The organism is Pedobacter sp. AK017 (assembly GCF_014200825.1).
Taxonomy (GTDB): Bacteria; Bacteroidota; Bacteroidia; order Sphingobacteriales; family Sphingobacteriaceae; genus Pedobacter; species Pedobacter heparinus.
The window spans coordinates 227,152-250,860 of sequence record NZ_JACHCW010000010.1 but is presented as its reverse complement, the minus strand read 5'-3'; the positions used below and the strand labels follow the sequence as shown (position 1 = coordinate 250,860).

Annotated in this window: 17 protein-coding genes, 1 tRNA gene and 1 pseudogene; 4 read left to right on the top strand and 15 right to left on the bottom strand. The window is 39.8% G+C overall.

The genetic code is table 11. From position 1 onward, the window contains the following. Positions 1-3: 3 nt before the first annotated feature. From HDC92_RS16175 to HDC92_RS16155, 5 genes are all read right to left on the bottom strand, one after another. A complete protein-coding gene (locus HDC92_RS16175; protein WP_183875979.1) occupies positions 4-2,574 on the bottom strand; it encodes an alpha/beta hydrolase family protein in 2,571 nt (856 codons plus the stop codon). An 18-nt stretch (positions 2,575-2,592) separates the two neighbouring features. Then, a complete protein-coding gene (locus tag HDC92_RS16170; RefSeq protein WP_183875977.1) occupies positions 2,593-3,903 on the bottom strand; it encodes a tetratricopeptide repeat protein in 1,311 nt (436 codons plus the stop codon). Between the two features lie 55 nt (positions 3,904-3,958). After that, positions 3,959-5,422 (bottom strand): RagB/SusD family nutrient uptake outer membrane protein, encoded by a 1,464-nt coding sequence (locus HDC92_RS16165; protein ID WP_183875975.1) that lies wholly within the window; start codon positions 5,420-5,422, stop codon positions 3,959-3,961. A 20-nt stretch (positions 5,423-5,442) separates the two neighbouring features. Then, positions 5,443-8,703 carry a SusC/RagA family TonB-linked outer membrane protein gene (locus HDC92_RS16160; RefSeq protein WP_183875973.1) on the bottom strand — a complete coding sequence of 1,087 codons (3,261 nt, stop codon included), beginning with the start codon at positions 8,701-8,703 and terminating at the stop codon, positions 5,443-5,445. Between the two features lie 326 nt (positions 8,704-9,029). After that, entirely contained in the window at positions 9,030-10,211 is a 1,182-nt protein-coding gene (locus HDC92_RS16155; protein ID WP_255484554.1) for a FecR family protein, read from the bottom strand. 156 nt (positions 10,212-10,367) lie between these two features. On the opposite strand from HDC92_RS16155, the gene HDC92_RS16150 reads away from it, so the two are divergent. Beyond that, on the top strand, positions 10,368-10,967 hold the full coding sequence (locus tag HDC92_RS16150; protein WP_183875971.1) for an RNA polymerase sigma factor: 600 nt from the start codon (positions 10,368-10,370) through the stop codon (positions 10,965-10,967). 6 nt (positions 10,968-10,973) lie between these two features. Here HDC92_RS16150 and mobC read toward each other — a convergent pair whose 3' ends face one another. From mobC to HDC92_RS16130, 4 genes are all read right to left on the bottom strand, one after another. After that, positions 10,974-13,118 (bottom strand): conjugal transfer protein MobC, encoded by a 2,145-nt coding sequence (gene mobC / locus HDC92_RS16145; protein WP_183875969.1) that lies wholly within the window; start codon positions 13,116-13,118, stop codon positions 10,974-10,976. 20 nt (positions 13,119-13,138) lie between these two features. Further along, positions 13,139-14,407 carry a relaxase/mobilization nuclease domain-containing protein gene (locus HDC92_RS16140; protein WP_183875967.1) on the bottom strand — a complete coding sequence of 423 codons (1,269 nt, stop codon included), beginning with the start codon at positions 14,405-14,407 and terminating at the stop codon, positions 13,139-13,141. Then, the gene (locus HDC92_RS16135) at positions 14,392-14,799 is read right to left on the bottom strand and encodes a mobilization protein (RefSeq protein WP_183875964.1); all 408 of its coding nucleotides are present in this window, start codon (positions 14,797-14,799) and stop codon (positions 14,392-14,394) included. The genes HDC92_RS16140 and HDC92_RS16135 overlap by 16 nt, the downstream gene beginning before the upstream one ends. A gap of 197 nt (positions 14,800-14,996) precedes the next feature. Continuing rightward, positions 14,997-15,215 carry a hypothetical protein gene (locus HDC92_RS16130; RefSeq protein WP_183875962.1) on the bottom strand — a complete coding sequence of 73 codons (219 nt, stop codon included), beginning with the start codon at positions 15,213-15,215 and terminating at the stop codon, positions 14,997-14,999. 159 nt (positions 15,216-15,374) lie between these two features. Between HDC92_RS16130 and HDC92_RS16125 the strand changes: the two genes are divergently transcribed. Both HDC92_RS16125 and HDC92_RS25195 read left to right on the top strand, forming a co-directional pair. Next, a complete protein-coding gene (locus HDC92_RS16125) occupies positions 15,375-15,590 on the top strand; it encodes a hypothetical protein (RefSeq protein WP_183875960.1) in 216 nt (71 codons plus the stop codon). 38 nt (positions 15,591-15,628) lie between these two features. Beyond that, a pseudogene (locus HDC92_RS25195) lies at positions 15,629-16,417 on the top strand (recombinase family protein); the annotation flags it as partial. Between the two features lie 760 nt (positions 16,418-17,177). Here HDC92_RS25195 and HDC92_RS16115 read toward each other — a convergent pair. The 4 genes from HDC92_RS16115 to HDC92_RS16100 all read right to left on the bottom strand — a co-directional run bounded on the left by HDC92_RS16115 (position 17,178) and on the right by HDC92_RS16100 (position 21,324). Further along, positions 17,178-17,261 (bottom strand) — tRNA-Leu (locus HDC92_RS16115). Between the two features lie 21 nt (positions 17,262-17,282). Further along, complete coding sequence (locus tag HDC92_RS16110; RefSeq protein WP_183875958.1) at positions 17,283-18,047, bottom strand: MBL fold metallo-hydrolase; 765 nt, start codon at positions 18,045-18,047, stop codon at positions 17,283-17,285. Between the two features lie 39 nt (positions 18,048-18,086). Further along, complete coding sequence (locus tag HDC92_RS16105; RefSeq protein WP_036674697.1) at positions 18,087-18,737, bottom strand: LolA family protein; 651 nt, start codon at positions 18,735-18,737, stop codon at positions 18,087-18,089. Between the two features lie 40 nt (positions 18,738-18,777). Continuing rightward, entirely contained in the window at positions 18,778-21,324 is a 2,547-nt protein-coding gene (locus HDC92_RS16100; protein WP_183875956.1) for an FtsK/SpoIIIE family DNA translocase, read from the bottom strand. 204 nt (positions 21,325-21,528) lie between these two features. Here HDC92_RS16100 and HDC92_RS16095 point away from each other — a divergent pair, with 204 nt between their 5' ends. Continuing rightward, complete coding sequence (locus tag HDC92_RS16095) at positions 21,529-22,173, top strand: ankyrin repeat domain-containing protein (RefSeq protein WP_183875954.1); 645 nt, start codon at positions 21,529-21,531, stop codon at positions 22,171-22,173. Here the strand turns inward: HDC92_RS16095 and HDC92_RS16090 are convergent, their stop codons facing one another. Continuing rightward, a complete protein-coding gene (locus HDC92_RS16090) occupies positions 22,174-22,395 on the bottom strand; it encodes a PspC domain-containing protein (protein WP_015808873.1) in 222 nt (73 codons plus the stop codon). Position 22,396: 1 nt separating this feature from the next. Then, positions 22,397-23,677, bottom strand: coding sequence for a DUF2851 family protein (locus HDC92_RS16085; RefSeq protein ID WP_015808874.1), 1,281 nt, complete (start codon positions 23,675-23,677; stop codon positions 22,397-22,399). Positions 23,678-23,709: the final 32 nt, after the last annotated feature.

Genomic DNA, 23,709 nt, shown 5'->3' with positions numbered 1-23,709 from the left:
AATCTATAAATGGTTAATCATCCACGTAGGCATCGGCTTGCCCTTCAAATAATGATCAAAGAATTCCTGAACTCTATGCTGACAGTCAATTTGATTGTTTTCATTGGTTATTTGGTGTCCTTCATTTCTGTATTGGAGAAGCCAGACCGGTTTTTTCAAGCTGCGTAATTGAATGAATAATTCTAAACTCTCAGTTAACGGAATTGTATCATCCTCATCATTGTGCATTAATAGAAATGGTGTTTTTATATTCTTGGCGTAGAATATGGGCGAGTTTTTAATATAAACTTCAGGAGCATTTTGCAAAGTGACTCCAACGTGGAAACCGTTATTAATTACATAATCCTGTTGTGACATCCCCGCACTTTCAAATAGTCGATTAAAGGTTGCCGCTAAATTCGATACTCCTGCCGCACTATATGCCGCGACAAATCTATTTGTATGTGTCGCGATATAATTGGTTTCAAATCCGCCCAAGCTATGCCCAACAATCGCCATTTTATTTGCATTTACCCAGTAATTTTTGCAAAGATAGTCAGTTGCCGCCATGACGCTATTTAAAGCTGATTCTCCTGGATATCCTTTTTTTTGGTAGATATTAGGCACGCATACAAGGTAACCATTACTGGTAAGTAGAGGAATATTAACTCCATTTACAGATGGTACTGGAAAAATGCTTAAATTTAATTTTTCACTTTGAAGCTGATAGATACTAAAAATCACTGGGTATTTTTTTTCCGGGTCAAAATCCTCAGGTTTATAGAGAATTCCTTCGCAGTCTTCTCCCTCTTTGCTTTTATACCTAATTAATTCGGAAGAAATCCAGTTGTAGTCCCTTTCAGGATGTATGTCAGATAGCTGTTTAACATTACGAAAATCTTTTGTGAAGAAATAGTTAGGTGAGTTTTTTACACTCCCCAATTTTAAAAGAAATGAATTTGAATTACCTGCTTTTGCAAATACAGTGGTAGAAATATCAGAACTGGGGAAAGATAGAAAATTGTTAGTTACAAAATCCAAATGCAAATTATCAGATTTTAAATCCAATGAGTATATAAGGTGCTCTTTTGTATAAAGATTAGCTCCAAAAACAATTAGCTTTTCATTAGGATCAAATCCACTATGTGAAAAATCATGATTTACGGCAAAAGCTATCGATTTGGATGATTGTCGTGTTAGATTTTTAGGTGGATAATTATTTCCTAAATTCAGCTTCCATAAATCATTTCCATAACGTACGATAAGATTTTCGGTTCCATCAATCCACCCTTCAATGGCAATCGACTGACCTGGGCGTGATAATTTACTTAAACCCAAATCTCTTGTTCTTTTCTTAACTACGTCATAACATTTGAACTGGTCACTTTTAGCATCATGGTACACAACATATCTATTACTTGGTGACATTTTTATTACTGATACTCCCTCTACTGTGGGAGACATTATTTCACTGAATAACCCTGTTTTAATAGAACATGTTGAATAACTCACTCTTGACTTATCATTCCAAAACATTTCAGACGGGTCGCCCGACGAAGAACTTACTAAAATAAAATTTTTATAATGGCTGTAGTATAGGTTGTCTACTTTTTGGTTTCCAGAAAGTAATTGTTTAATTGACTTTTGGTTTACATCAAGAACACTGAAATTTTTTCCTATGTCAAGTTGTGTGCTAGTCTTGCCCTTAATTTTTTCATAAAATACGCTGTCTTCAAAACTTCTTACTAAAACGTTCGAAGAATTTTTCGTTATGTCAGTTCTACCAGATAAGTTAAAAAACAGATACTGTCCATCCTCGTTAAACTGCCAAGTATTTTTAACATTAATTTTCAATTCTGGCGGAACCCCTTCAGAACTATCATCGACGAGAAATTTAGCTTTCTGCCAATTGCATTTGTAATGCCAGATTTGAGTACTACCATTATTTAATGCAGTGAAAGCCATTTGCTTTCCGGAACGATCGAAAATATGGGATCTAGTTGCTAAGCCTCGATAAATTAAAAATTTCTTTCCGGTTACTAGATCTAGCCAAATTAAATCTTCCTGTCCTTTAATTGTTTCCTTTTTCATTAGTAGAGCATTACCCGCGGCGTTTGCAATCATTCCGCTAACTTTTTCAACCTCAAACGTTTGTTCATTATTCAAATTTTTTATTACAAACTTTCCATTGCTTTCCAATTCCAAAACTATCCATTCAGCATTCTTTGTGTCAAGTAAGAAGTAATTTTTACACCTAGGTATTTTTTCAATGATATCGCTTCCTAAATAATGCTTAAAAAGTGTGTCTCTAACCATGGAAAAAACACATCTGCTATCATCGCTGAATTTTAAATTCCTATACCTGCTTGACGTAAATACCCAATTTCCTTCTGTAGCTGTGACAGTCCAAGTTTCGCCATTCATAGGCATGTTATTAATAACAAACATGACATACTTACCATCATTTGTTATCTTTCCTCTCCCTACATCGTACCATGACTTATAAGTTGTGTCTGTGATCGGTGGTTTGCTTTGGCCTAAACTTCTAGTACAAGTCAGAACGCCCATTATAGCAATAATTAAAAAATATTTCATTTGAATGATCTGTAGAGATTAGTGAACAACATCCCAGGTCGGTAAGCTCGATCGCATCTTTTGAAGAGTATCTTCATATTCCTTAATTTCATCGCGACTTCTAGCTTTTCTAGTGATTAGCTGTAGTGCATATTCTGATTCCTTTATTGCCTCTTCCTTTCTACCTAACTTGTACAATACATTCGCCCGCGTATCACGCCAAGTGGGTGATTCAGGATTGGATTTCAGGATAACATCCATGTACGTTAACGCTTTATTTAGCGCGATTGGGTCACTGCTATGTTTAAATATAATGTCGAAAACCATATTGTTTATCATTGAAGCACCCATTCCAGCAGTATCAATACCAGAGGCTTCAACCTTTTCAATGTTGTATTTAACTGCATTAACCCAATCCGATTTATCAGTATACCAGTTTATTTTCGCCTCTCTTAAAAGCTTTTTGGCAGTGGCCGAACCGTAACTTTTAGTTATCTCATTTTCTAAACGACGCCAATTCGGCACTTGATTTTGATATTTTCCATTTGGTCGAATCTGGCTATAAATGATATCATGAGAGACATAGTACTCTTTAGTCCTCTGACTAAAGCCTTTATCTTTTACGGCTAAATCCGTTGCTTCAACATTTGAAATCATATACTTAAATATTGGTGATTCAACAGAAATCATATCATTGAATGCATACATAAATGCCTTCAATCGTTCATTAAGAATCGATTCCGGATTACTTTTATCAAGAACCTTTTCTTTATATTGTTTTGCGATTGCCAATGCTAGTGTGTCCTGCTTAAATTTTTTGGCTTTTAATGCTAATTCTAATAATTGTTCATTTTTGATAATACCATTCTTAAATTTGAGAATCATTCCTGCGTAGTTTAATTCAGGATTTACCGATTCTTTTAGTAAAACGAGAAATTGACTTGGGGAATGAAATCCCTGGCTTCGATTGATTAATTCACCGGAAGAATTAAGAAATAAAAAGGTAGGAAAGGCTCCTATGTTGTATTTTTTTTGAATTTCTTTTGCGTCTTGATACCAATTTTTTATGTACTCAGAGTCGTTTTTAGTTTGATCAAATTGTATTTTGATTGATAGAAATTCCTTGTTAGCATAATAGCTGACTGAAGCATCTGTGTATACCTCAGCATCCATTTGTTTACAAGGAACGCACCATGTGGCAAAAGCATCAATAAAGATATTTTTGTTTTCCGCTCTCGCTTTCCTCAAAATGTCTTGCCAGTTTTTAGCAGGTACAAAATTGATTTCCTTTTCCTGAGCAGTCGTGATAATTGATATGCAACAACATATAATTGTTAAAATATTTCTCATAATTCATTATTAAAGTAGCTGCCATTAGTCATCCTTACGGCAGCTACAGGATTAACTAATTCGTATAATTTGGATTTTGCTGAAGCGCTGGATTTAATAAAATGTCTGATGTTGGTATTGGATAAAGGCTCTTATAATTGGCCCAAGTTCCGCCTTTATTCGGAGTAGCAATACTCATAACTGCATCAATAGTACCTGTACGTTTTAAATCGAACCAACGATGTCCCCATTCGGTAAATAATTCCACCCTTCGTTCATTCGATATTACCGATCTTAATTCATTCTGGGTTATTGTAGTCGAAATTGGGGGTAAAGGATTTTGAACGATCGCCGTTGGTACCGCCCTTGATCTAGCACGTAGAGCATTTATATCTTCAACAGCGCCTACAGTGTTGTTTTGTTCATTTCTGGCTTCGGCTCTGATTAGAAACTGTTCTGCCAAACGTAAAACTATGTCATATTCAGTTATGTTAATCGAATTACTGATAATTGGAACTCTATATTTTGCGGCGTAAGGATAACTGACATTGTTAATATTTGCTGTTTGTATCCAAACGTTTTTACGGTTATCGCCCGCTTCAAACGTATTCATTAAGGAAGTTGAAATATAAAAAGGAGTATTACCCGAATTGAACCCGCTACTTGGCAAAATATAGATAGCTCCAGATCTCGTATTAAAACCTCCTGTCACCGACTGCAAAGCCCAGATCGTTTCTGTACTGTTTTTTAGGAAAGTATTATTAAGTGTCGTAAATCCGTAGATCGTATTTTGATTAATTACCTTTGTAGCGGAACTCTCTGCTTCTGCGAATCGTTTTTGGAAAAGGTAGACCCTCGCTAACATTGCATTCACAGCAGCCAAATTAGGGCGAAGTCTTTCAACTGTAGTGAATTTGGTGGGGTCACCTGATACGTAATTATTGTCTAATAAACCTTCCGCTTGCTTAAGATCTGAAAGAATTTGGCTATAAACGAAGTTGGTGGAAGAACGCGCGATTGAAGAATTAATTTGCGGATTTGTTGTTAAGATCAAAGGGACATCACCATATAAATTTATCAAATAGAAATAGCAAAACCCCCGCAGAAAATATACCTCTCCAAGCAATCTTGTTCTTAAAGCAGGAGTAAGACTACTTGCCTCCGGTAATTTCGCGATGGCATCATTTATAGTATATAGCAGCGAGTAAGTGCTTGGCCAAAATACATTCCCATATGTATATCGTGCTGTAAGTTCGTTCTGGTAAAAACTTTTATAACGTAAGGTTCCAGCGTTTTGCGGATTGAACATCATCAGATTATCTCCCGACAACTCAGTAAAAACTGATGTCCCAAGAAGACCATCGCCACTAGAAGCCAATTTGGCATATAAACTGAGTACCAGTGCGGACGCTGTATTATCTTGTTGGTAAGCACTTTCTGTACTGATAAAATTTGGTGGTGTTTCCACTTCAAGAAATTTTTCACAACCAGCCAGTCCAATGCAAATCGAAAAGGCAATTATTTTATATATTGATTTCATGTTGTTGAGAATATTTGTGATTAAAATGTGGCTTGAACACCGATGCTTATTGTTCTTAGAGGCGGCAAAGCTCCAGTTACCAGAGTTTCGGGATCAGTTCCAATATATTTGGTAATAGTCATCATGTTTTGGCCTTGCATAAACAAACGTGCGCGAGTCATACGTAAACTTTTAATTACGGTTGCGGGTAGTGAGTAAGAAAGTGAGATATTTTTTAATCTTACGTAAGAAGCGTCCCCGTAAATGCCATCACCGTCATTTCGAAAAGTAATAAATGGAACTACAGCATCATCAGCCATCGAAACTTTTGGCAGGGCAGTCATATCCCCCGGTGATTTCCATCTATCAAGAACTGTGATTGGCTGATTAGAAGTAGTTATTCCAGGATAATTGCCAAATTTGTATGTTTCTCCAATTTGTCGTGTAAAAGTAAATAAGAAGTCGAGATTTAATCCTTTGTAGGAGACAGAATTGCTCCAGCCACCGTAAAATTTAGGATTTAGATTAACTACCTGTGTCCTATCAGTAGTTGAGTTTGGGTCGGAAGTGAATTCACCTTTACTGTTTATAAATTGAAACAAACCTGTTTCACTATTTACCCCAGCAGATTCAAATTTCTTCAGAATGGAAGTAGGTTGACCTAATATGTATTGATTTGCATACGTACTAGTTTCTAAACCCGGAAAGGCAATTAATTTATTTCTCGGTATGGTTTGATTTAGTGACGTTGTCCAGCTAAATGGCTTATTTTTGAAAAATTTAGCACTAATTACCACTTCAATTCCTGAATTTTGAACTGTGGCTGGAATATTTCTGTCTATTGCTGTGAATCCTGTTATAGAAGGTACTACGTACGGCAATAGTTGATTAGATGATCTGTTTCTAAAATAATCGATGTTAACTGCAAGGCTATTTCCAATAAAGCCTAAATCTATTCCAAGGTTTAATTTTCTCGTTTCTTCCCATTGCAAGAAAGGGTTGGTTATATTGAATGGTTCAAGAACTGGAGATTGTAGATAAGGTATTGTATTATAACTAGGGCTTCTTAAAAGGCTTAAAAATCTATAATCTGTGATCTGATCATTCCCGGTCGTTCCATAATTAGCCCTAAGCTTGCCTGCACTTAGCCAACGAGCATTTTTTTTGATTGCTTTCTCATTTCCAAAAAGCCAAGCTCCGCCTATTGAGTAAAATGTATGGAATCTATTTTGACTCCCAAAGCGACTACTCCCATCTCGCCGTAAGTTCAAATTAACGACATATTTATCCTCCAATAGGTAATTTAGCCTGGCAAATACTGCATTGTACTTATACTGACTTTTCGAATCTGTATTCACCCGAATTAAGGTGGCAGCGGAAAGATTTTCTATTTGTGAATCATTCGGTTGTCCAGAACCAGTTTGTTGTAATATCAAGGTATTTGTTTCTTGCAAAGTGCCACCTAGCAAAACATTAAAATTTCCGAATCCGGTTGTCTTTGAATAGGTTAGTAAGGGTTCAATAATCCATGAATCAATCGACTTATTTAAATATTGAGCGCTACGAATTTTATCAGCTGCACTAGCATCTGGTTTGTAAGAGGTCAAAGGAACTATCTTTGTTTCATAGCCGTTTAAAGAATTCAGGCCGCCGCTGAGTTTCAATTGTAAGCCTGGAACAATTTCATAACCCAAAATGCTATTTCCCAAAAAGTTTTTTGTTTTCCCTGTATATTTTTGTTCCATATAACTTAAGGGATTATCAAAACTATATCTCGTAGGGTCATTTGGATAAGGCTCCCAGTTCAACGAGCCATCTTCCTTGTACAAGGCAGGGGCGTTAGGAGCGAGTTGAATAGCAATATTCCACAAATCTTCTGCATTAAGCGTGTTTCGATCTTGGAGATATGTGCCTGACAAGCTGTAGGTAAACTTACTGTCATTAGACTGATGGTTTAAATTAAAATGCAGATTACCCTTCTCATTTGCGAGATTGCCAGGATAGACCGTAGTTTCTCTAAGAAAGCCATAACTGGCCATAAATTGTGTATTTAAATTGCCTCCGGAAACAGATGCATTAATATTGTTATACTTTGCTGTGCCTCCAGCAAGTTCTTCTTGCCAGTCAGTGTATCTATTTTTATTCCATAAAGTCAAGGGAAAATTACTGGAATTGGCATCTGTAGACTCCGTTGGAACCTGGAAACCTGCATTAAAATAGCCTTCCTTTAAGATTTCTAAATATTGCTGTGTGTTTAATAATTCTAACTTATTAACTACCCTCCCCCAGCCATTTTGAATATTTAGATCGACACTAGTCTTACCGGCTTTTCCTTTTTTTGTGGTGATCAGAATGGCGCCATTGGCAGCCCTACTTCCATAAATAGCAGTCGCATCTGCGTCTTTCAGGATAGATACCGATTCAATGTCTGCTGGATTTATAAACCCTAAGGCACTTCCACCGACCCCAACAATCGCCCCACCCATTAGGGAATTGTTAGTAAATTGTGGTGAATATGGTATACCGTCTACAACATAAAAAGGCTCGTTATTATTTCTCAAAGAATTTTTACCTTGAACAGTAGCTACAACTGGACTCGCGCTGACTCCTGAACGCTGTTGAATGAATAGGCCTGGGACACGGCCTTGCAATGCTAGCATGACGTTTGTTACAGGTTGTCTACCAATAGCATCAGCATTGATTGTCCCAATGTTGCTTGTCGAGTATCTTTGGGTTGTAGTACCATAGGCTTGAACTATGACTTCATCGAGCTTGGCGTTTACTTCTGCAAGCCTTATAATTCCAAGTTCTTCTGTAGCAAATATTTTAGTCGGCGCAAATCCAATAAAACTTATTTCCAGCTCTACTCCCTTCACAACGTCTTTTAATATAAATTCACCATTACCATCTGAAGTTACAGCGACTGTGCTTCCCCTTACCTTTATAGTAGCTCCCCGCAATGGCGAATTATTTTGATCTACGACCCGCCCACGCACATCTATCGTCTGAAATCGGTCAATTACCTTTTCCAAAAGAGTTGATTTTTCTTTCTCTTTTATGGATATAATCTTACCGTCAATAGTGTAAGTCAAGTTTAATCCACCTAGAACTTTATTCAATGCTTCATCTACGGTTACATTGGTGACTTTAACACTTACTTTTTGATTTTCGGAAATGATCTTTCCATCATAAAAGAAGCTGTAACCACTTTGTTTTCTTATTTCCCTGAATACAGATTTAATAGATGCATTGTCTTGGTTTATAGTGATGCGCTGGCCAAACGTCGATGCGCTGACCTGCATAAGGGATGCTATTAGTATAACGGTGGTTAATCGCATAATTAGCAATATTTTGTGGTATACTACATTGGGTATACCAATTTTCTTAGTATAATTTTTATACATTTGTTGTCTAGTTTGGTTGTGCAGAAGCCCGTTCTTTCCAGGGGCAAGGCAACTGCGGTTATTTAGTTGATAAATTTTTATTGGCAAATGCCAAACTTCAACCAGGTCTTCTGAAGGTCTGGTTGTTTTTTGCCTTAGTTTTTCTGTCGTACTTTTTTTTCCATTATCCCGGTTTATTGGTTCATAATTCTGTTTATTGTCGTCTTCATAGGGAAATGAATATTTTACTTAGATACATATATTTTCCGGCCTTCAATCTTGAAATGGACAAAGCCCGTGGATTCAATTGATTTTAGTACAGCTGAAAGCTTTTCATTTCTGGAAATCCAGCCCCCAGTCTCCAGGTCATCAGATACGGTTTGGTTATAAATAACTTCTACATCGTACCAGCGAGCTATTTTCCGCATAGCTACTTTGAATTTGACGTTATCCAAATTGAATTCATCATCTTTCCAGTCGATGATGTTTTCAAAATCTACTTTTTCAGTTTTTATGGAATTGCCATTATTTAAAGCCTGCTCCCCAGGCTTCAAAATTCTATTGTTTTGGTTAGAAGTTACTTTCACCGATCCTTCCATTAGGGTGGTTGCTATCGCTGGTTCATCCTTATAACTATTGATATTAAAATGAGTACCCAAAACTTCAACTTCCTGTTGAGCTGTTTTTACGATAAAAGGATGCGCTTTATCTTTAGCCACTTCAAAATAGCCCTCACCCGAAAGCTCCACAGTTCTTCTGTTAAGTTTTGCAAAAGATGCAGGATATTTCAGTGTTGAGGCTGCATTTAACCAAACGGAGGAGCCATCAGGCAAACGCACCTGATAGGTCTCTCCGTTCTCGGTGGTTAAAATATTGATTTTATCGGATTCCGTATTTACATCCTTAATTTCATAGATCAGTTTTCCGGTAGCTGTTTTGGTAATTACCACTCCCGCTTCCTTAGCCAGCTCACCGTTGGCGGCGTCAGTTAACCTAATCTTCTTTCCATTTGCTAGCGTCAGCGTCGCACCCTGTTTCCCAGGAGCAACATCATTCAGGTATGCAGATTGTTGAATTGGATTTTCCTTAGAAGGATTTTTCAAGAACCAGATACCTGCCGAGACGATAATAGTCGCAACAGCTGCCGCAATTCCAATTCGCGGCCATAACCTCACAATTCTTGCTCTCGTCTGTGGATACTGTACAATTGAACCGACTATTGTATCTGCTTTCTGTTTTGACAATCCAACTTCCTGCTCTTGAGGAACATTAAACCAATCAACAGATTTTTCCAGTTCCGGCGCCAGCTTATCATCAGCCAGCAAAATCTGCCATTCCTCGCGTTCCAGTTCTGAAAGCGATCCTGACAGGTATTTATGATAAAGTATTGTAAACCGCTCTTTACTCATTTTGTATAAAACAGGCATTTTTTTAATGTTAATTTTTGATGCTCTTTTAGTGTATGACGAACGGCGAAAAAAAAAGTGTGTATGGAGTTTGAAAAAAAAATATTTATTATTGAGGCAGATTTTTCGTAAATTAATATTCTCCCTGAAGAATCTGCCGGGTAAAAAAACTGATGTATGAATGCGTTAAAAATTGATTCATTACCTGAAATGCGAGATCTATTGAAAAAGATCTCAAAGGGTGATGAACGTGCATTCAGGATCATTTTTGACGCCTATCAAAAAAAGATTTATTCTTCTGCCTACCAAATGCTGCGCGACGATATACTCGCCGAAGAGGTCGTACAGGAAACCATGCTCAAACTATGGATGATGGGCGAATCACTCACCAAAATCGAAAACCTCCAAGCTTATCTGTTTAAAATATCCCGAAATAAAGCATTCGACCTGCTCCGTAAAAAGGAGATGCAGTTCAAAGCAGAAAAAAATATGCGAAGCGACTGGAAGGAAGGGCACAATGAAACCGAAGAACAGATCTTACTGAACGAAACACGTAAAATATTAGCGGACGGCATCAATCTACTTCCTCCCCAGCAAAAGGTCGTCTACCAACTTTGCCAGCAGGAAGGATTAAAATATGAAGAAGCAGCTTTGACGCTCAACCTTTCCATAGAAACCATTCGCAGTTACATGCGTCTGGCCCAGCGTTTCCTGCGAAATTATGTTAAGTCACATAGTGATGTACTGGCACTGCTAATCATCTTCAAACTGCTTTAAATACCGTTAATACGAAACGGCTTGCTGCTGTTCATTTTCCTGTTGTACGGCTTTTTGTTTGGGAAGTGTCGGTCTTTGTTTCCGCGACTTACTTTTTCTGTGCTTCTTCTTACTTTCCTGCTTAGGGTCCTGTTGTAATTCATCTGTCTGAGTACCACCGTGATCTGGTTCTTTGTTTTCCTTTCCCTCCTCACTCACTTTTTCCGTCTTAACCAGTTTTTCCAGTTCCGAAGCAATCAGTTCCCGCACCTGTGTTTTGATCTTCTCGTAATTGGCCTGTACATCTTCAGGGGTAACCTTTGCAATCATCGGCAGGTCAACATAACTTTCTTCCTCTAGTTTGATGGCTTCGTGATCATTTTGCACTTCTGCGTGAAACATTTTCAGGCTGATCTTCTGATCCGGGTTATCTGCCACAAAACCCACGAACTCCCCTGAAGATAGCGAAGCGATCTTAGCAGCCGGAATCGCAAAATCCAGCTGGGTGGATTTCGAGACCGAAGTGTCCGAACTGTTCAGTGTCGTACTTTGCCGGTCCTGCATGATCTTGCCAAAATTCTCGCTCAACCTTTTAGCGGTATCACCCGTCACCTGGCCAGAGATCACATTGCCCACGATCCCTGTAATCACATCAGCCTGTTCCTTGCCATAATCTTTCCTAAGCTGGCTAAAATCCTGCACTGCCAAAGTTGTACTCACCTTATTGCTTCTGGCCGTAGCGATCAGGCTATCCATGTTATTGAAAAAGATCGTCGGGAACTCGTCAAAGATCAAACTGCTTTTCAGTTGCCCTTTCTGGTTAACAAGTTTAATCATTCGGGAAATGTACAATGACAAGACTGCCCCATAGGTTTGGAGCTTCTGCGGATTATTGCCCACGCAAATGATTTTCGGTTCTTCGGGATTGTTCACGTCCAGCGTAAAATCGTTGCCGTTTAATACCCAGTACAACTGCGGAGACGCCAATCTTGCCAAGCCGATCTTTGCACTGGCAATCTGTCCTTCCAATTGCGCCTTGGCGTTATTTTGCCAGGCAGAGATAAAAGGATTGATTAAGGCCCTGATTTCTTTCTCCCTTTCCAGTATTGCAAATAAATGATCGTATTCCGCCTGCATCAGTTCGATCACATGCGGCAAAGTGCAATATCTGCCGCCCTGGTATTTTTTCAAGTACCAGATAATTGCCGTTAAAAAATTTACTGGTGATTCCACGAAAAAATCACCTTGCTTCTTGATCCACTCGCGGTTTAATCCCAACATAATCGTGCGGGCAGATTCAATGGCATCAGTAATGTCCTCCATGCTTTCAGGATACAAAGGATTACAGCGGTGTGTATAACTGGGATTATCAGGGTTGATCACAAAGAATTTCGGCTTGACCTTGTAGTTGTGCCGGTATTTGAGCAGCTTGTTATACGCTAGTCTGGTCAAATCGTCATATTTAAAATCATACAAAAACATGGAAAAACCTTTCCTCAGATGCTGGTCAATGATGTGCCGGATGACAAAATACGATTTACCGGCACCGGGCGTACCGGCTACCAATAAACCCCTGAAAGGATTGATCACATTGATCCAGCTGTCCTTGATTTTACTTTTGTGATGGTACTTCGCAGGCAGGTTAATTGAATATTCATTTTCCAACAACCGTTCTTCCTGCGGAAAAGTCTCATTCTTGGTGTTGAATATATCCTTTTTCAAATTTAAGTGAATCAGTCTGGATAACCTGGTGCCGCCGGTAAGGATCAGTAAATAACCGATTGCCGTTAGCCCGATATACAGAATAGCCAGTTTGCCATAGGTGCCATTTAGGTAGAGCACCAGAAAGGATAGCCCGTATACTAGTAGACCAGCTACCAGGTAAGCAGCTATGCCTTTACGATTTGCTTTTTCATCCTTCTTGCCTTTAGCCCCCATCAAGGAAACAATTAAGAAAATGAGTGCCGCCAGTTTAGGTTTGAATATGCCGGTCAGCCAACTGACCTTCGCCAGGTTAGCAATAATGCGGTCAGTAATCGATGCCGTTAAACCCCAATGTTCAAATGCGCCATAGCAGGTCAGGTAGAAATGTACGGCTAAAATAAAAATACTGATCAGCCTGCTAAAATCGATGATCTTGCGTAAGCCTTGTGAATCTTCACCAGTGTTCATAAGTATAGATAATTAATGGTTTATAATGTGAGTTGTTGATCCTGCTCAACGACCTGTCCTTTCCTTCGTTTCTTTTTGCGTTTAGGGAGCTTGATTCCACTTTCCTGCTCGGTACGGGCTAAGGCAATGTCCAGGAAGTTTGTCACTGAAGGTGCTTTTAAATAGGTTTTGGGATGATGGTGCTGAGCTGTGCTTTCAAAGCTCGATTGTTTCGATCCAGTTGGAGCTAATTTTTGTACACTTAATGAAGTCTTTTTAAAGCGTTCGGTCATCGCTTTTGCGCTATAGGCTTTACCTAAATCACTCCCGTTAAAGATAGTCTTGTTGCGATGGTCAATATAGGTCACTCCATAAACCTGCCCATTCTCACTCATGCGAAAGACCACATCCATCCTCGACTTTCTGAGCTCAGTTTCCAGTATTGCTTTGCTGATATTCCCAAACTTGAAAAACAGTCTGTCCAGTTCGTTTCTCAGCTCCGCTTTAAAAGGTTTTCGTTTCTCCTTGTTACGCTCAAACCGCTTTTCCAGTTCATCTAGGGTAGGCTTGCAATAAATCTGACTGGCTTTTACTGGTACACCGACTGGAGAACCCGTAAGATCCATTATTGCATATAACAATCCTCCCTTCTGGAACATCCTGGTATCTTCAGCACCACGATCCGCCTTGATATTAAACTGTTCCAATATGGCTTTATATTCGGCAAATGAGGTATAACTGTACTGGCGCATAACTCCGCTAACGGTATTACTGATGACCTGCTTGGTCGGTCTTTCGCCATAAATAGCAGGCGTGATACTTTGCCCATGCTTCAACTCCCGGCCTTCCGCCTGAACCAGGCCATATTTTTTTTCAATGTCTTTTCTAACCGGTTCGGAAAGCCGGTAACCAATGCCGTGAATGTCGATCCGTTCCCCATCTTTTTGGATGTTGGTTGTGGCAATATGAATGTGCGGATGGTTGGCGTCGTGATGCCGGTAAACTAAAAAAGGCTGATCGCCAAAACCGATACGCTCCATATATTCTGCCGCGATCTGTTGCAGTTTGCGGTTATCCAGTTTATCGGAGGCATCAAAATTTAAGGAGATATGCAGCGCATTGGTCTTCACTTTTGCATTCAGCTGCGTGAGGTGTTTGAAACGGTTGACTTTTTGCACCAGGTTCATTTTTTCAATATCACCTGCAAAGCCACTGGCCAGGATCAGTGCAGCTTCCCCCAATTCTACCTTATCCTCATTGTAGTGCAGGATGCCTCTTATACTTTTTCCGCTTTCTATTTTTGCAACCATACCTCTGCTAATTTGCCAACCGTCCCTAATAACCTGTTCACCCTGGAGTCAACATCTTGATACAGCGTTGCGGTACGGTTCACATAAAATGCCCGCTCAGCGGTATTCTCACTGATGTGGAAGTAATGCGTCTGCTGGTTGATGTTGATGCCAATCGCCTTCAATTCTTTTCGGATCAAAGCCAGCTCTTCCATTACGCCGTTCATTGAGGTATCCTTATGGAATATATTCAGCCGCTCATTGGAAAGTATTTTACGAGCAACTTCCGCAACCGTGCGGTAGCCGCTGCCAGCGGCAAGGTTTTCCAGCCGCTTAAATGTCGCCTCATTCACCCGTATGATCACCGAGTAATTCAGTTTATCTTTTTCGTCTTTTAGTTTTGGTCTTGGCATACATCTGATCTAAAATTGAAGGGCATACGAGTTCCGAGTATGACCCCTGACCGTAAGGGCAGCAAGAGGTTTTTGCATGCAAAAATCCATCTTGCTGCGAACCCGCGTTTGCCCAAAAAGCTCCCCATCCAATGGTTCATGAACTCCTGTTTAATCGTGAAATGATCGGTCTTTGAATAGAAGAAGTAGACGTTGATTCAGCTGTTCAATTGCGCCGATTTACCAGATGGTTTCAATTCCTCCAGCGGAATACAAGCCCTTAACAATTGCCGGATCTTCTGCCTCGGTTCTGTTTTTACCTTCTTCAATTTCAGGTTTGGCGAACCGTTGTATTTCCTGCTTTTTACATCGGGTGTACCGATCTTCCTGGTCTTTGCGTTACGCACTTCGAGCACTTCTAAAACTTCTTGTTTCATAGCTATTGTAATTTGTCCAGCAAAGTTGTCAGAACGAAAATGCTGCACATCTACAGGGGTGACAAAAACTTTTTTCGACAATTCCGTTCAGGTTTATTTCTCACCCCTGTAGAGTTTGGCCGCTACTTGACCCGCATGTTTGCATTCAAAACAAGAGTGATGAGACAGAAAGAATTTGCCAAAAAAAGAAATATCAGACCGGAAAAAGTGGTGTCAGTATTGGAAAAATACGACCGTAAAATAACACTGGCAGAGGCCGAACTAATTTTGGAACTGAGCTATAAATTTGCTATATTATGCATTGAACAGGTCAAAAACGGTGGTTCTGAGAATCCAAGTCCAAAGAGGATGACTCCCCGCAACCTGTATCGGTAATCCATTAATTTATAGCAAATGACAAAAAACAAAAGCACATGAACACAACAAAAGCATGCCTTTACATCAGGGTAAGTACCGATGAACAGGCAGACAAGGGATTTTCCCAAAGAGACCAGGCAGAACGCCTGCAAATTTATTGTAACCAGAAAGGGATCGATGTAGTCCGAATTATATTCGAGGATTATTCTGCTAAAACTTTTGATCGCCCGGAATGGGCAAAAATTATCAGCGAACTGCAAAAAACAAAAGGCCGGTGTTTCGATCAGATCCTTTTCACCAAATGGGACAGGTTTAGCCGTAATACAGCTGATGCTTACCACATGATCAGGCTGCTTAGAGAGTATGAGGTCGTACCTGTAGCCATTGAACAGCCGTTAGATTTTGCAATTCCTGAGAGCAAAACGATCCTAGCCGTTTATTTATCCATGCCAGAGGTGGAAAACGATCGAAGGGCACTTAATGTGATCTATGGAATGCGTAGGGCTAGAAAAGAAGGCCGCTGGATGGGTAAGGCACTTCACGGGTACAAGAACAAAATTACCGAGGACGGTAGAAAGTATATTGGCCTAGTTGAACCTGACGCCTCGCTGATGAAATGGTGTTTTGAGCAAATCGCTGAAAACGTATTTGCGACCGAGCACATTTGGATGATGGCTAAAGAAAAAGGATTAAAAATTGGCCGTTGCGGGTTTTGGCAATGTCTCCGAAACCCTGTCTATTGTGGAAGAATTGTCGTTCCAAAGTTTAAAGACGAGGAGGAATACACAGTGAAAGGAGCTCACGAAGCACTGATTTCTGAAAGTCTATTTTACAAGGTACAGGATGTGCTGGAACTAAGGAGCATTAAGCAGGTTGAACGGACAGTACACGGTCTAAAAGTGGTCACTCCTGACGAATTTCCATTGCGGGGCTTTATGACCTGCGCGGTATGTGGAAAGACATTGACCGGAAGCGGATCACTGGGTTGCCGGCAACGGTACTACTATTACCACTGCCAGGTGAAATGCAGACAACGTTTCAGAATAGAGGTTACCCACCGGCTCTTTGAAAATGAGCTTAGAAAATTTGTTCCGAGGGTGGGTATTCCTGAGATTTTTAGAATGGTTGTTCTGGACACTTTTAGTGATGAATCGGCCTATATTAAGAACGAACGCAGAGAGATATCGAACTTGATTTTCCAGCAGCAGCAACGCGTAAATAAGTCCAGGGAATATTTATTGACCGAAACCATCAGTGAAGCCGAATACAACGAGATAAAAGATGATTCTCAGCGCAAGATCATACGCTATGAGGCTGATTTAAAGGCAATTGAAGAACGTGTAAACCATGACTTTGACATCGAATCGATGGTAAACGACCTATTATCACACATGGAAAACGTTGTAAATCTGTACATTAACGCCAATACGAGTGGTAAGCGGCATATTGTAAGTTCAATGTTTTCGGGTAAATGGGTGTTCGATGGAGATGTACATCGAACTACGGAATTGAACCGAGCAGCCTCACTTATCTATCAGTTAAACAACAGGTTACGGCATAAAAAAACCGGAGCCAAGATTGAAAAAAACTTGAACTCCGGTGAAGTACCCGAGAGCAGATTCGAACTGCCACGCCGTTGCCAGCGCCAGCCCCTCAAGCTGGTGCGTCTACCAATTTCGCCACCCGGGTATTGGTTCTGCAAATATATACTTATTCAGATAATATAGTCAAACCATCGTAAGCTAATTTTATATTAGCGGGTAAATCTTTTTCCACATGCTCATGAAGCCCTAAATTATGACTGATATGTGTAAAATAAGTAGTTTCAGCGTCTATCTTTTTTGCAAATGCAATAGCCTCGTCTAAGGTAAAATGAGAAATATGTGGTTCTTTCTGTAATGCGTTTACCACCAGGACACGCGTTCCTTTGATCTTTTCAATGGTAGCATCTGGTATGGTCTTGGCGTCGGTAATATAAGTGAAACCGCCTATCCTGAAGCCCAGGATAGGTAGCTTATAATGCATAATATCCAGAGTTATGATCTCATTTTCACCCACTTGAAAAGCTTCATCACCAATTGTATGCAAATCTATTTGCGGCAAGCCCGGGTAGTGGATTTCGGAAAATATATAAGAAAACTCTCTCCTCAACGCATGTTGCACCCTTTCAGTTGCGTAAATATCAATGTTCTTTTTTAGCAGATAATTGAATGGCCGGATATCATCTAAGCCAGCAATATGGTCTTTATGCTCATGGGTAAACAAAATGGCGTCCAGGTCTTTTACCCCTGAACGTAGCATCTGGTACCTGAAATCAGGTCCGCTATCAATTACAATAGTTTTATCTGCAGTCTCCAACAGTACAGATACCCTTAAGCGCTTATCCTTATGGTCTGCCGACTGACAAACTGCGCAGCTGCAGGTGATTACAGGAATGCCCTGAGATGTGCCCGTACCTAAAAATGTAATCTTCAAAATATATTTGTTGCAAGCATATAGATCAAAAATAACAAATTACCTCAAATCCACTACTTCAACGCCAGGATATTTCTTGCTGTCGAAAGTAAAAGTAGACTCAGGTACCTTTACATTAGGCACAAAAGTTCTTACGTTATAGGTATACCTGTTGCCATTTTTTTCCAGAATAAGAGCAGAAGCTATTTGCTTGGCTACCTTATCTATACTTAAACGGATCTTAAAATAGGGTTTATTGATATCTGTAGGTGTCAGGTCAATCATCTGATAAATCTTAGTACCTACCTTTTTATCTCCTGTATATATATACTTGAAGCCGCTCTCATAAATGGTGAAGATCTTTGCAGGGTTCAGGGCGTTGTTGCTGTTATCTGCATCCGTAACCTGAACTTCCTTTTCTTCTTTTAAATAAGTCCATAAAGTTTTACCATCACTGATCATTTCCTGCCCGCCAGTGCTTACCTTATATTTACTGGCGTTGGCTTTTACATACAAAGTACCTTGTTGGGTTTCTTTGGCATTGGCCTGCTGGCTCTCGATGATCAGCGTAAAATCAGTTTTGACAATATCATAAGAACGGTATTTTTTACTTACTGCATTCAGTATAGTCCGGGCCTGTGCATCAGTTTGTGCATGAGCAGCATAAGCTGTCCCCAATGTAAACAGCAGTAATGTAAATTTCTTGATCATTTTCATCGGCATATATATCTATATCATAAGATTACGAACGCTATTGCCCGTTATTCAGATCATTCAAGAACTGTTCCAAAGCATAATCATCAGGAATCAGCACCTCTCTGGCCTTACTGCCTTCAAACGGTCCCACCACACCAGCAGCTTCCAGCTGATCGATGATACGGCCCGCCCTGTTATACCCCAGCTTCAGTTTTCTTTGAATCAGGGATGTTGAACCCTGCTGGTGCATAACAATCAGTCTTGCCGCATCCTCAAACATAGAATCACGGTCACTCAGGTCAAAATCAGCTTTAGCATTCTCTGCCGCCTCATCAATATATTCAGGCAGCTGATAAGCTTCAGGGTAGCCTCGCTGTGCACCGATAAACTCCGAAATCCGGTCTACCTCCGGTGTATCCACAAAAGCACACTGTAACCTGATCAGATCATTTCCGGTAGACAAAAGCATATCACCACGACCAATCAGCTGGTCGGCACCACCACTATCCAGAATGGTACGGGAGTCGATTTTAGACAATACCCTGAAAGCCAGCCTGGCCGGGAAATTGGCCTTAATGGTACCGGTAATGATATTTACTGAAGGACGCTGGGTAGCAAGCACCAGATGGATTCCCACCGCACGGGCAAGCTGTGCCAAACGCGCAATTGGTGTTTCTACTTCTTTACCCGCCGTCATCATCAAATCGGCAAACTCATCCACTATCAGTACAATATAAGGTAAAAAGCGGTGCGAATTGTTCGGGTTTAGCTTGCGCTTAATAAATTTATCGTTATATTCTTTTAAATTCCTTACCTGCGCATCTTTTAACAGATCGTAACGCTGGTCCATTTCTATGCACAACGAGTTTAAGGTATTGATTACTTTTTTGGTATCGGTAATGATCGCATCAGCTTCCCCCGGCAATTTAGCCAGGAAATGACGCTCTATTTTATTGAATAAGGTAAGCTCTACCTTTTTTGGGTCTACCAAAACAAATTTAAGCTGCGAAGGGTGCTTTTTATACAAAAGGGAAACCAGGATAGAGTTGATACCTACAGATTTACCCTGACCAGTAGCTCCGGCAACTAGAAGGTGGGGCATTTTAGATAAATCACCGATATATACCTCGTTCGATATGGTTTTACCCATAGCAATAGGCAAATCCATGGTCGTTTGCTGGAACTTCTCTGTAGCCAGGATACTTCTCATAGAAACCATTTCAGGATGCATATTGGGCACCTCGATGCCAATGGTTCCCTTACCCGGCATCGGCGCAATGATCCTGATACCGAGGGCAGCCAGACTCAAAGCAATGTCATCTTCCAGGTTTTTGATCTTTGATATCCGCACTCCGGGAGCAGGAATAATCTCGTACAAAGTAACAGTTGGCCCAATCGTTGCCTTGATCTTGTCTATTTCAATATTATAGTGGTTCAGCGTTTCAACAATTTTGTTCTTGTTGGCTTCCAGTTCTTCAGCATTTACAGATATTTTATTAGAGCCGTAGTTCTCCAGCAGGTCCAGGTGCGGATATTTATAACTCGACAGATCAAGTGTAGGATCATAATTACCAAATTGTTCTACCAGTTCTTCTGATTTTTTATCTTCTTCTGTCTTTTCAATAGTCAGCTCCGGTTCCGGCTTGGGAACAGTAGTTTCCAGTGCTGGCGAGAGCACTACCGGTAGGGGTGTCATTACATTTACTGCGGGGGTAAGCACAGGAATATCTTCTTCCTCAATTTCATTCTCTTCAAACCGGGATGGTGTAATTACGATATTCTGTTCTTGTTTACGCTGTTTCCCAAGCTTATCATTTAAGGTAAATTCAACAGGTTCCGATCGCAACTCACTTTCCATCTCAATATTTTCAGGTACATCAGGTACAGCTGCTTCCTCTTTCTTTTTCCTTTCGGGAATTTTAAAATCTATGTTATAAGCAATGATCAGTACGGTTAAACCCAGAAAGGCAATCAGCCCACCTACCCCGGCAATACCTATTTGCGCCACCAGTAGTTTATTCGTCCAGTACCCAAATTCACCTTCTATGTAATGAGGCGTTTTAGAGAAAAATGCATGCGCAAAACCCAGTGTTAATGAAGTGAACAGTAAAAAGAAAAGACTGTAGCCCAATGTTTTTTCGATGGCAAATATTTTAACCTTAAACAGTAGGCGGTAACCAATTACAAAAAATACAAAAACAAACAGGAATGAAGCCAGGCCGAACCATTCGTAAATGAACTGGTGCGACAATAATGCACCTACCTTACCCAGCCAGTTTTGTACAACAGGAGGAATATTTACCTGCTGAAGTTCTTCATAAGTTTTAAACAGATTTTTCCAGCCTCCATTGGCATCTATAACATAACTGTAATCTTCCTGCCAGGTAAATAAATAGGACGTAAAGGCAATCAGAAAGTATAAGGACAGGACGATAAACAACAGCCCTATAATCTTAAATAACCTCCCATCCTGAAAATTAAGCCGGGGCAGGATTTCTGTTCTTTCCTTAAAGGGCCTCGTAGCAGATGATCTTGAGTTTTGCTTATCCCCTAGTTCATTTTTAAATGAATTGGACTTAAATTGGTTTCCCCTTACCGACATCTTTCGTTACTAATATTAATAATTAACAAACTTAGATAAATTTGTTTTATATACAATTTGCATACCGCATATAAAACAAATTAATCGATCTAAGTTATCATAAATTCAGTCCTGAAAAAACTTTTATAACGATTAACTTTCATTGCACTCATTTGCCATTATTAAATAATTTACCCAATTTTAACCGAAATTTAACAATAAAAAATGGCTGATCTTGAGACATTAATCGAAACAGGCAACAAACCGGGGATCTTTGATCTGTTAACCCAAAACCCGGCCCTGGCCAGCAAAGATACCAGTCATGGCATCTCCCCTATTTTACTGGCCTGTTATTATAAAAAGCCGGAAATAGCTGCGCTGATAGCTAACTTCTCTACAAACATTAACATTTTTGAAGCCAGTGCACTGGGAAAAACACAGGAGGCCAGCTTGTTGACAGAAAAAGATCCCGACCTAGTAAACTCTTTTTCTAAGGATGGCTTTACGGCATTGGGCCTGGCTGCTTATTTTGGCAATGAAGAAATAGCCAGACTTTTAATAGCTAAAGGTGCCGATGTCAATATACCTGCAAACAATGGCTATAATGTTTTCCCCATCCATTCGGCTGTTGCTGCAAAAAATCAGAACCTTACAAAAATGCTGATCAATGCCGGTGCCCATGTAAATGTAACACAGCAGGCCGGTTTTACACCATTACATGCTGCTGCACAGCTAGGTGACGTTGAACTCATTATAATATTACTGGAACATGGGGCAGAGGTAGATATACGCATGGAAGGTGGTAAACTGCCTGCAGATTTGGCCCGGGAAAAAGGTTTTGTGGAAATAGCTGAGATCCTCAGTATTTAATTAAACATCCCAGATCCGCATCCTTATCTTCTTAATATAATGACGCACATCCAGCACCAATGCAGCAAGCACATAAAATACAATGGGGAAGCCTACAGCCAAAAATGATGAATAAATAAAAAAAAGTCTTATTTTACTGATGGATATATTTAGTCGCTCTGCAAGATAAGTACATACACCAAAACTCTGTTTTTCAAAAAAGGTAATGATCCGCTGGAACATGTTATTTTTTTAAGATTTTAATTCCTATACCACAATTTAAACATTTTTTTTGAGTGCAGTAGCATTTATTTAATTGAAGTAATGCCTGCGACATCAAAGCATCTCCTACTTTCAGGCCGCTGCTTACATACTGGCCAACAATAGCATTACTTTCTGCCGGGAGGTTTTCGAGAAAATTCAGTGCCCTGTCTATGTATTCAGGCTGATCGGTATACTTGCCATATGAGAATAAGAACAAACAAACAGTGTTGATAATGATGCTGTGAACAGATTTTACACCGGGCTGGACAACCACCTTTGTTGCCACTTTATTAAAGTGATAATGTGTTTGCCAGTAAACATCAACCGGTAGCTCAATAAAAAGCTTACACAGGTCCTTTAAATTTTCTGTTTCCAGTATCCTCGAAAAAAGGTGGCTGCTTTTAAGCATCAATGCAGCAAATTGTGCCAGTCTGATGGTTGGAAAATTCTGTGGCCGCATTCTTAAAAACTTCCATAGTTCAATATTTAACGGCATAAGGCGATATTTTTGCTGCAAAAAAGAATATTCTTTCTGCAGTTGCCTGGGATAGGTTTCAGTAAAGCCTGAGGTTAAAAATCCGGCCTGGCCAAACAACAATGCAGCAATCTGCAGGGCATTGTCCTTGTGCTTTAATAAAATAGGATAAGGTAGGGCATCAGCTAGTAACTCAAAAGGAACAGCATTTACCTTAAAACCAAAACTCTTGGCCATAAAATGGTAAAAAGTCAGCTCCCAATCGCCTCTGTTGTGCGCCAGTTTATGAAAAATTTCTTCCGATTTATGTTCAAATCGTTCAATAATTATCCTGGCTAAAAAACTATGGATAACTATCGGATCTATATTTTTAATGTGCTTTTCACAGGGGAACCTGTTCATACCAGCCATTAGTTCACGATAAATATTAAGCAGGTGCCTGGGGAAAAGGTCCTTTAAAACAAGAACAGGTATTAAACTGCCATTTGTCCGGTAAACAGGTTGATCATGCTGATAAACCACATGTAAAATAACTGCATTATATGCAGGATCTTTATCATGTCCATGCACAAACCAGTCAGACGATTTAAGGTGCAGTTCTACCTGACCGGCCCATCTCGTATTACCGATCATCAGTTTGGCCATACTAAAATCAGGCCCTGCATCTTTGTTTATAAGACCGGGCGTCAAAATCTCCAGTCTTTCCCCATCCGTGCAAAAAAGTCCGAAAGTGTTAAATAGCCTGAAACGCCATATAAAATGTAAAAAATGTTCAGAAAAATCCATTAGGTGAACTTAATCGGAAAATGACCAGTTCA

Excerpts from the sequence above, each read along its gene's own strand:
- HDC92_RS16175 (WP_183875979.1), bottom strand. The coding sequence starts at position 2,574 with ATGAAATATTTTTTAATTATTGCTATAATGGGCGTTCTGACTTGTACT.
- HDC92_RS16170 (WP_183875977.1), bottom strand. The coding sequence starts at position 3,903 with ATGAGAAATATTTTAACAATTATATGTTGTTGCATATCAATTATCACG.
- HDC92_RS16165 (WP_183875975.1), bottom strand. The coding sequence starts at position 5,422 with ATGAAATCAATATATAAAATAATTGCCTTTTCGATTTGCATTGGACTG.
- HDC92_RS16160 (WP_183875973.1), bottom strand. The coding sequence starts at position 8,703 with ATGCAGGTCAGCGCATCGACGTTTGGCCAGCGCATCACTATAAACCAA.
- HDC92_RS16155 (WP_255484554.1), bottom strand. The coding sequence starts at position 10,211 with ATGCCTGTTTTATACAAAATGAGTAAAGAGCGGTTTACAATACTTTAT.
- HDC92_RS16150 (WP_183875971.1), top strand. The coding sequence starts at position 10,368 with ATGAATGCGTTAAAAATTGATTCATTACCTGAAATGCGAGATCTATTG.
- mobC (WP_183875969.1), bottom strand. The coding sequence starts at position 13,118 with ATGAACACTGGTGAAGATTCACAAGGCTTACGCAAGATCATCGATTTT.
- HDC92_RS16140 (WP_183875967.1), bottom strand. The coding sequence starts at position 14,407 with ATGGTTGCAAAAATAGAAAGCGGAAAAAGTATAAGAGGCATCCTGCAC.
- HDC92_RS16135 (WP_183875964.1), bottom strand. The coding sequence starts at position 14,799 with ATGCCAAGACCAAAACTAAAAGACGAAAAAGATAAACTGAATTACTCG.
- HDC92_RS16130 (WP_183875962.1), bottom strand. The coding sequence starts at position 15,215 with ATGAAACAAGAAGTTTTAGAAGTGCTCGAAGTGCGTAACGCAAAGACC.
- HDC92_RS16125 (WP_183875960.1), top strand. The coding sequence starts at position 15,375 with ATGAGACAGAAAGAATTTGCCAAAAAAAGAAATATCAGACCGGAAAAA.
- HDC92_RS16105 (WP_036674697.1), bottom strand. The coding sequence starts at position 18,737 with ATGATCAAGAAATTTACATTACTGCTGTTTACATTGGGGACAGCTTAT.
- HDC92_RS16100 (WP_183875956.1), bottom strand. The coding sequence starts at position 21,324 with ATGTCGGTAAGGGGAAACCAATTTAAGTCCAATTCATTTAAAAATGAA.
- HDC92_RS16095 (WP_183875954.1), top strand. The coding sequence starts at position 21,529 with ATGGCTGATCTTGAGACATTAATCGAAACAGGCAACAAACCGGGGATC.
- HDC92_RS16090 (WP_015808873.1), bottom strand. The coding sequence starts at position 22,395 with ATGTTCCAGCGGATCATTACCTTTTTTGAAAAACAGAGTTTTGGTGTA.
- HDC92_RS16085 (WP_015808874.1), bottom strand. The coding sequence starts at position 23,677 with ATGGATTTTTCTGAACATTTTTTACATTTTATATGGCGTTTCAGGCTA.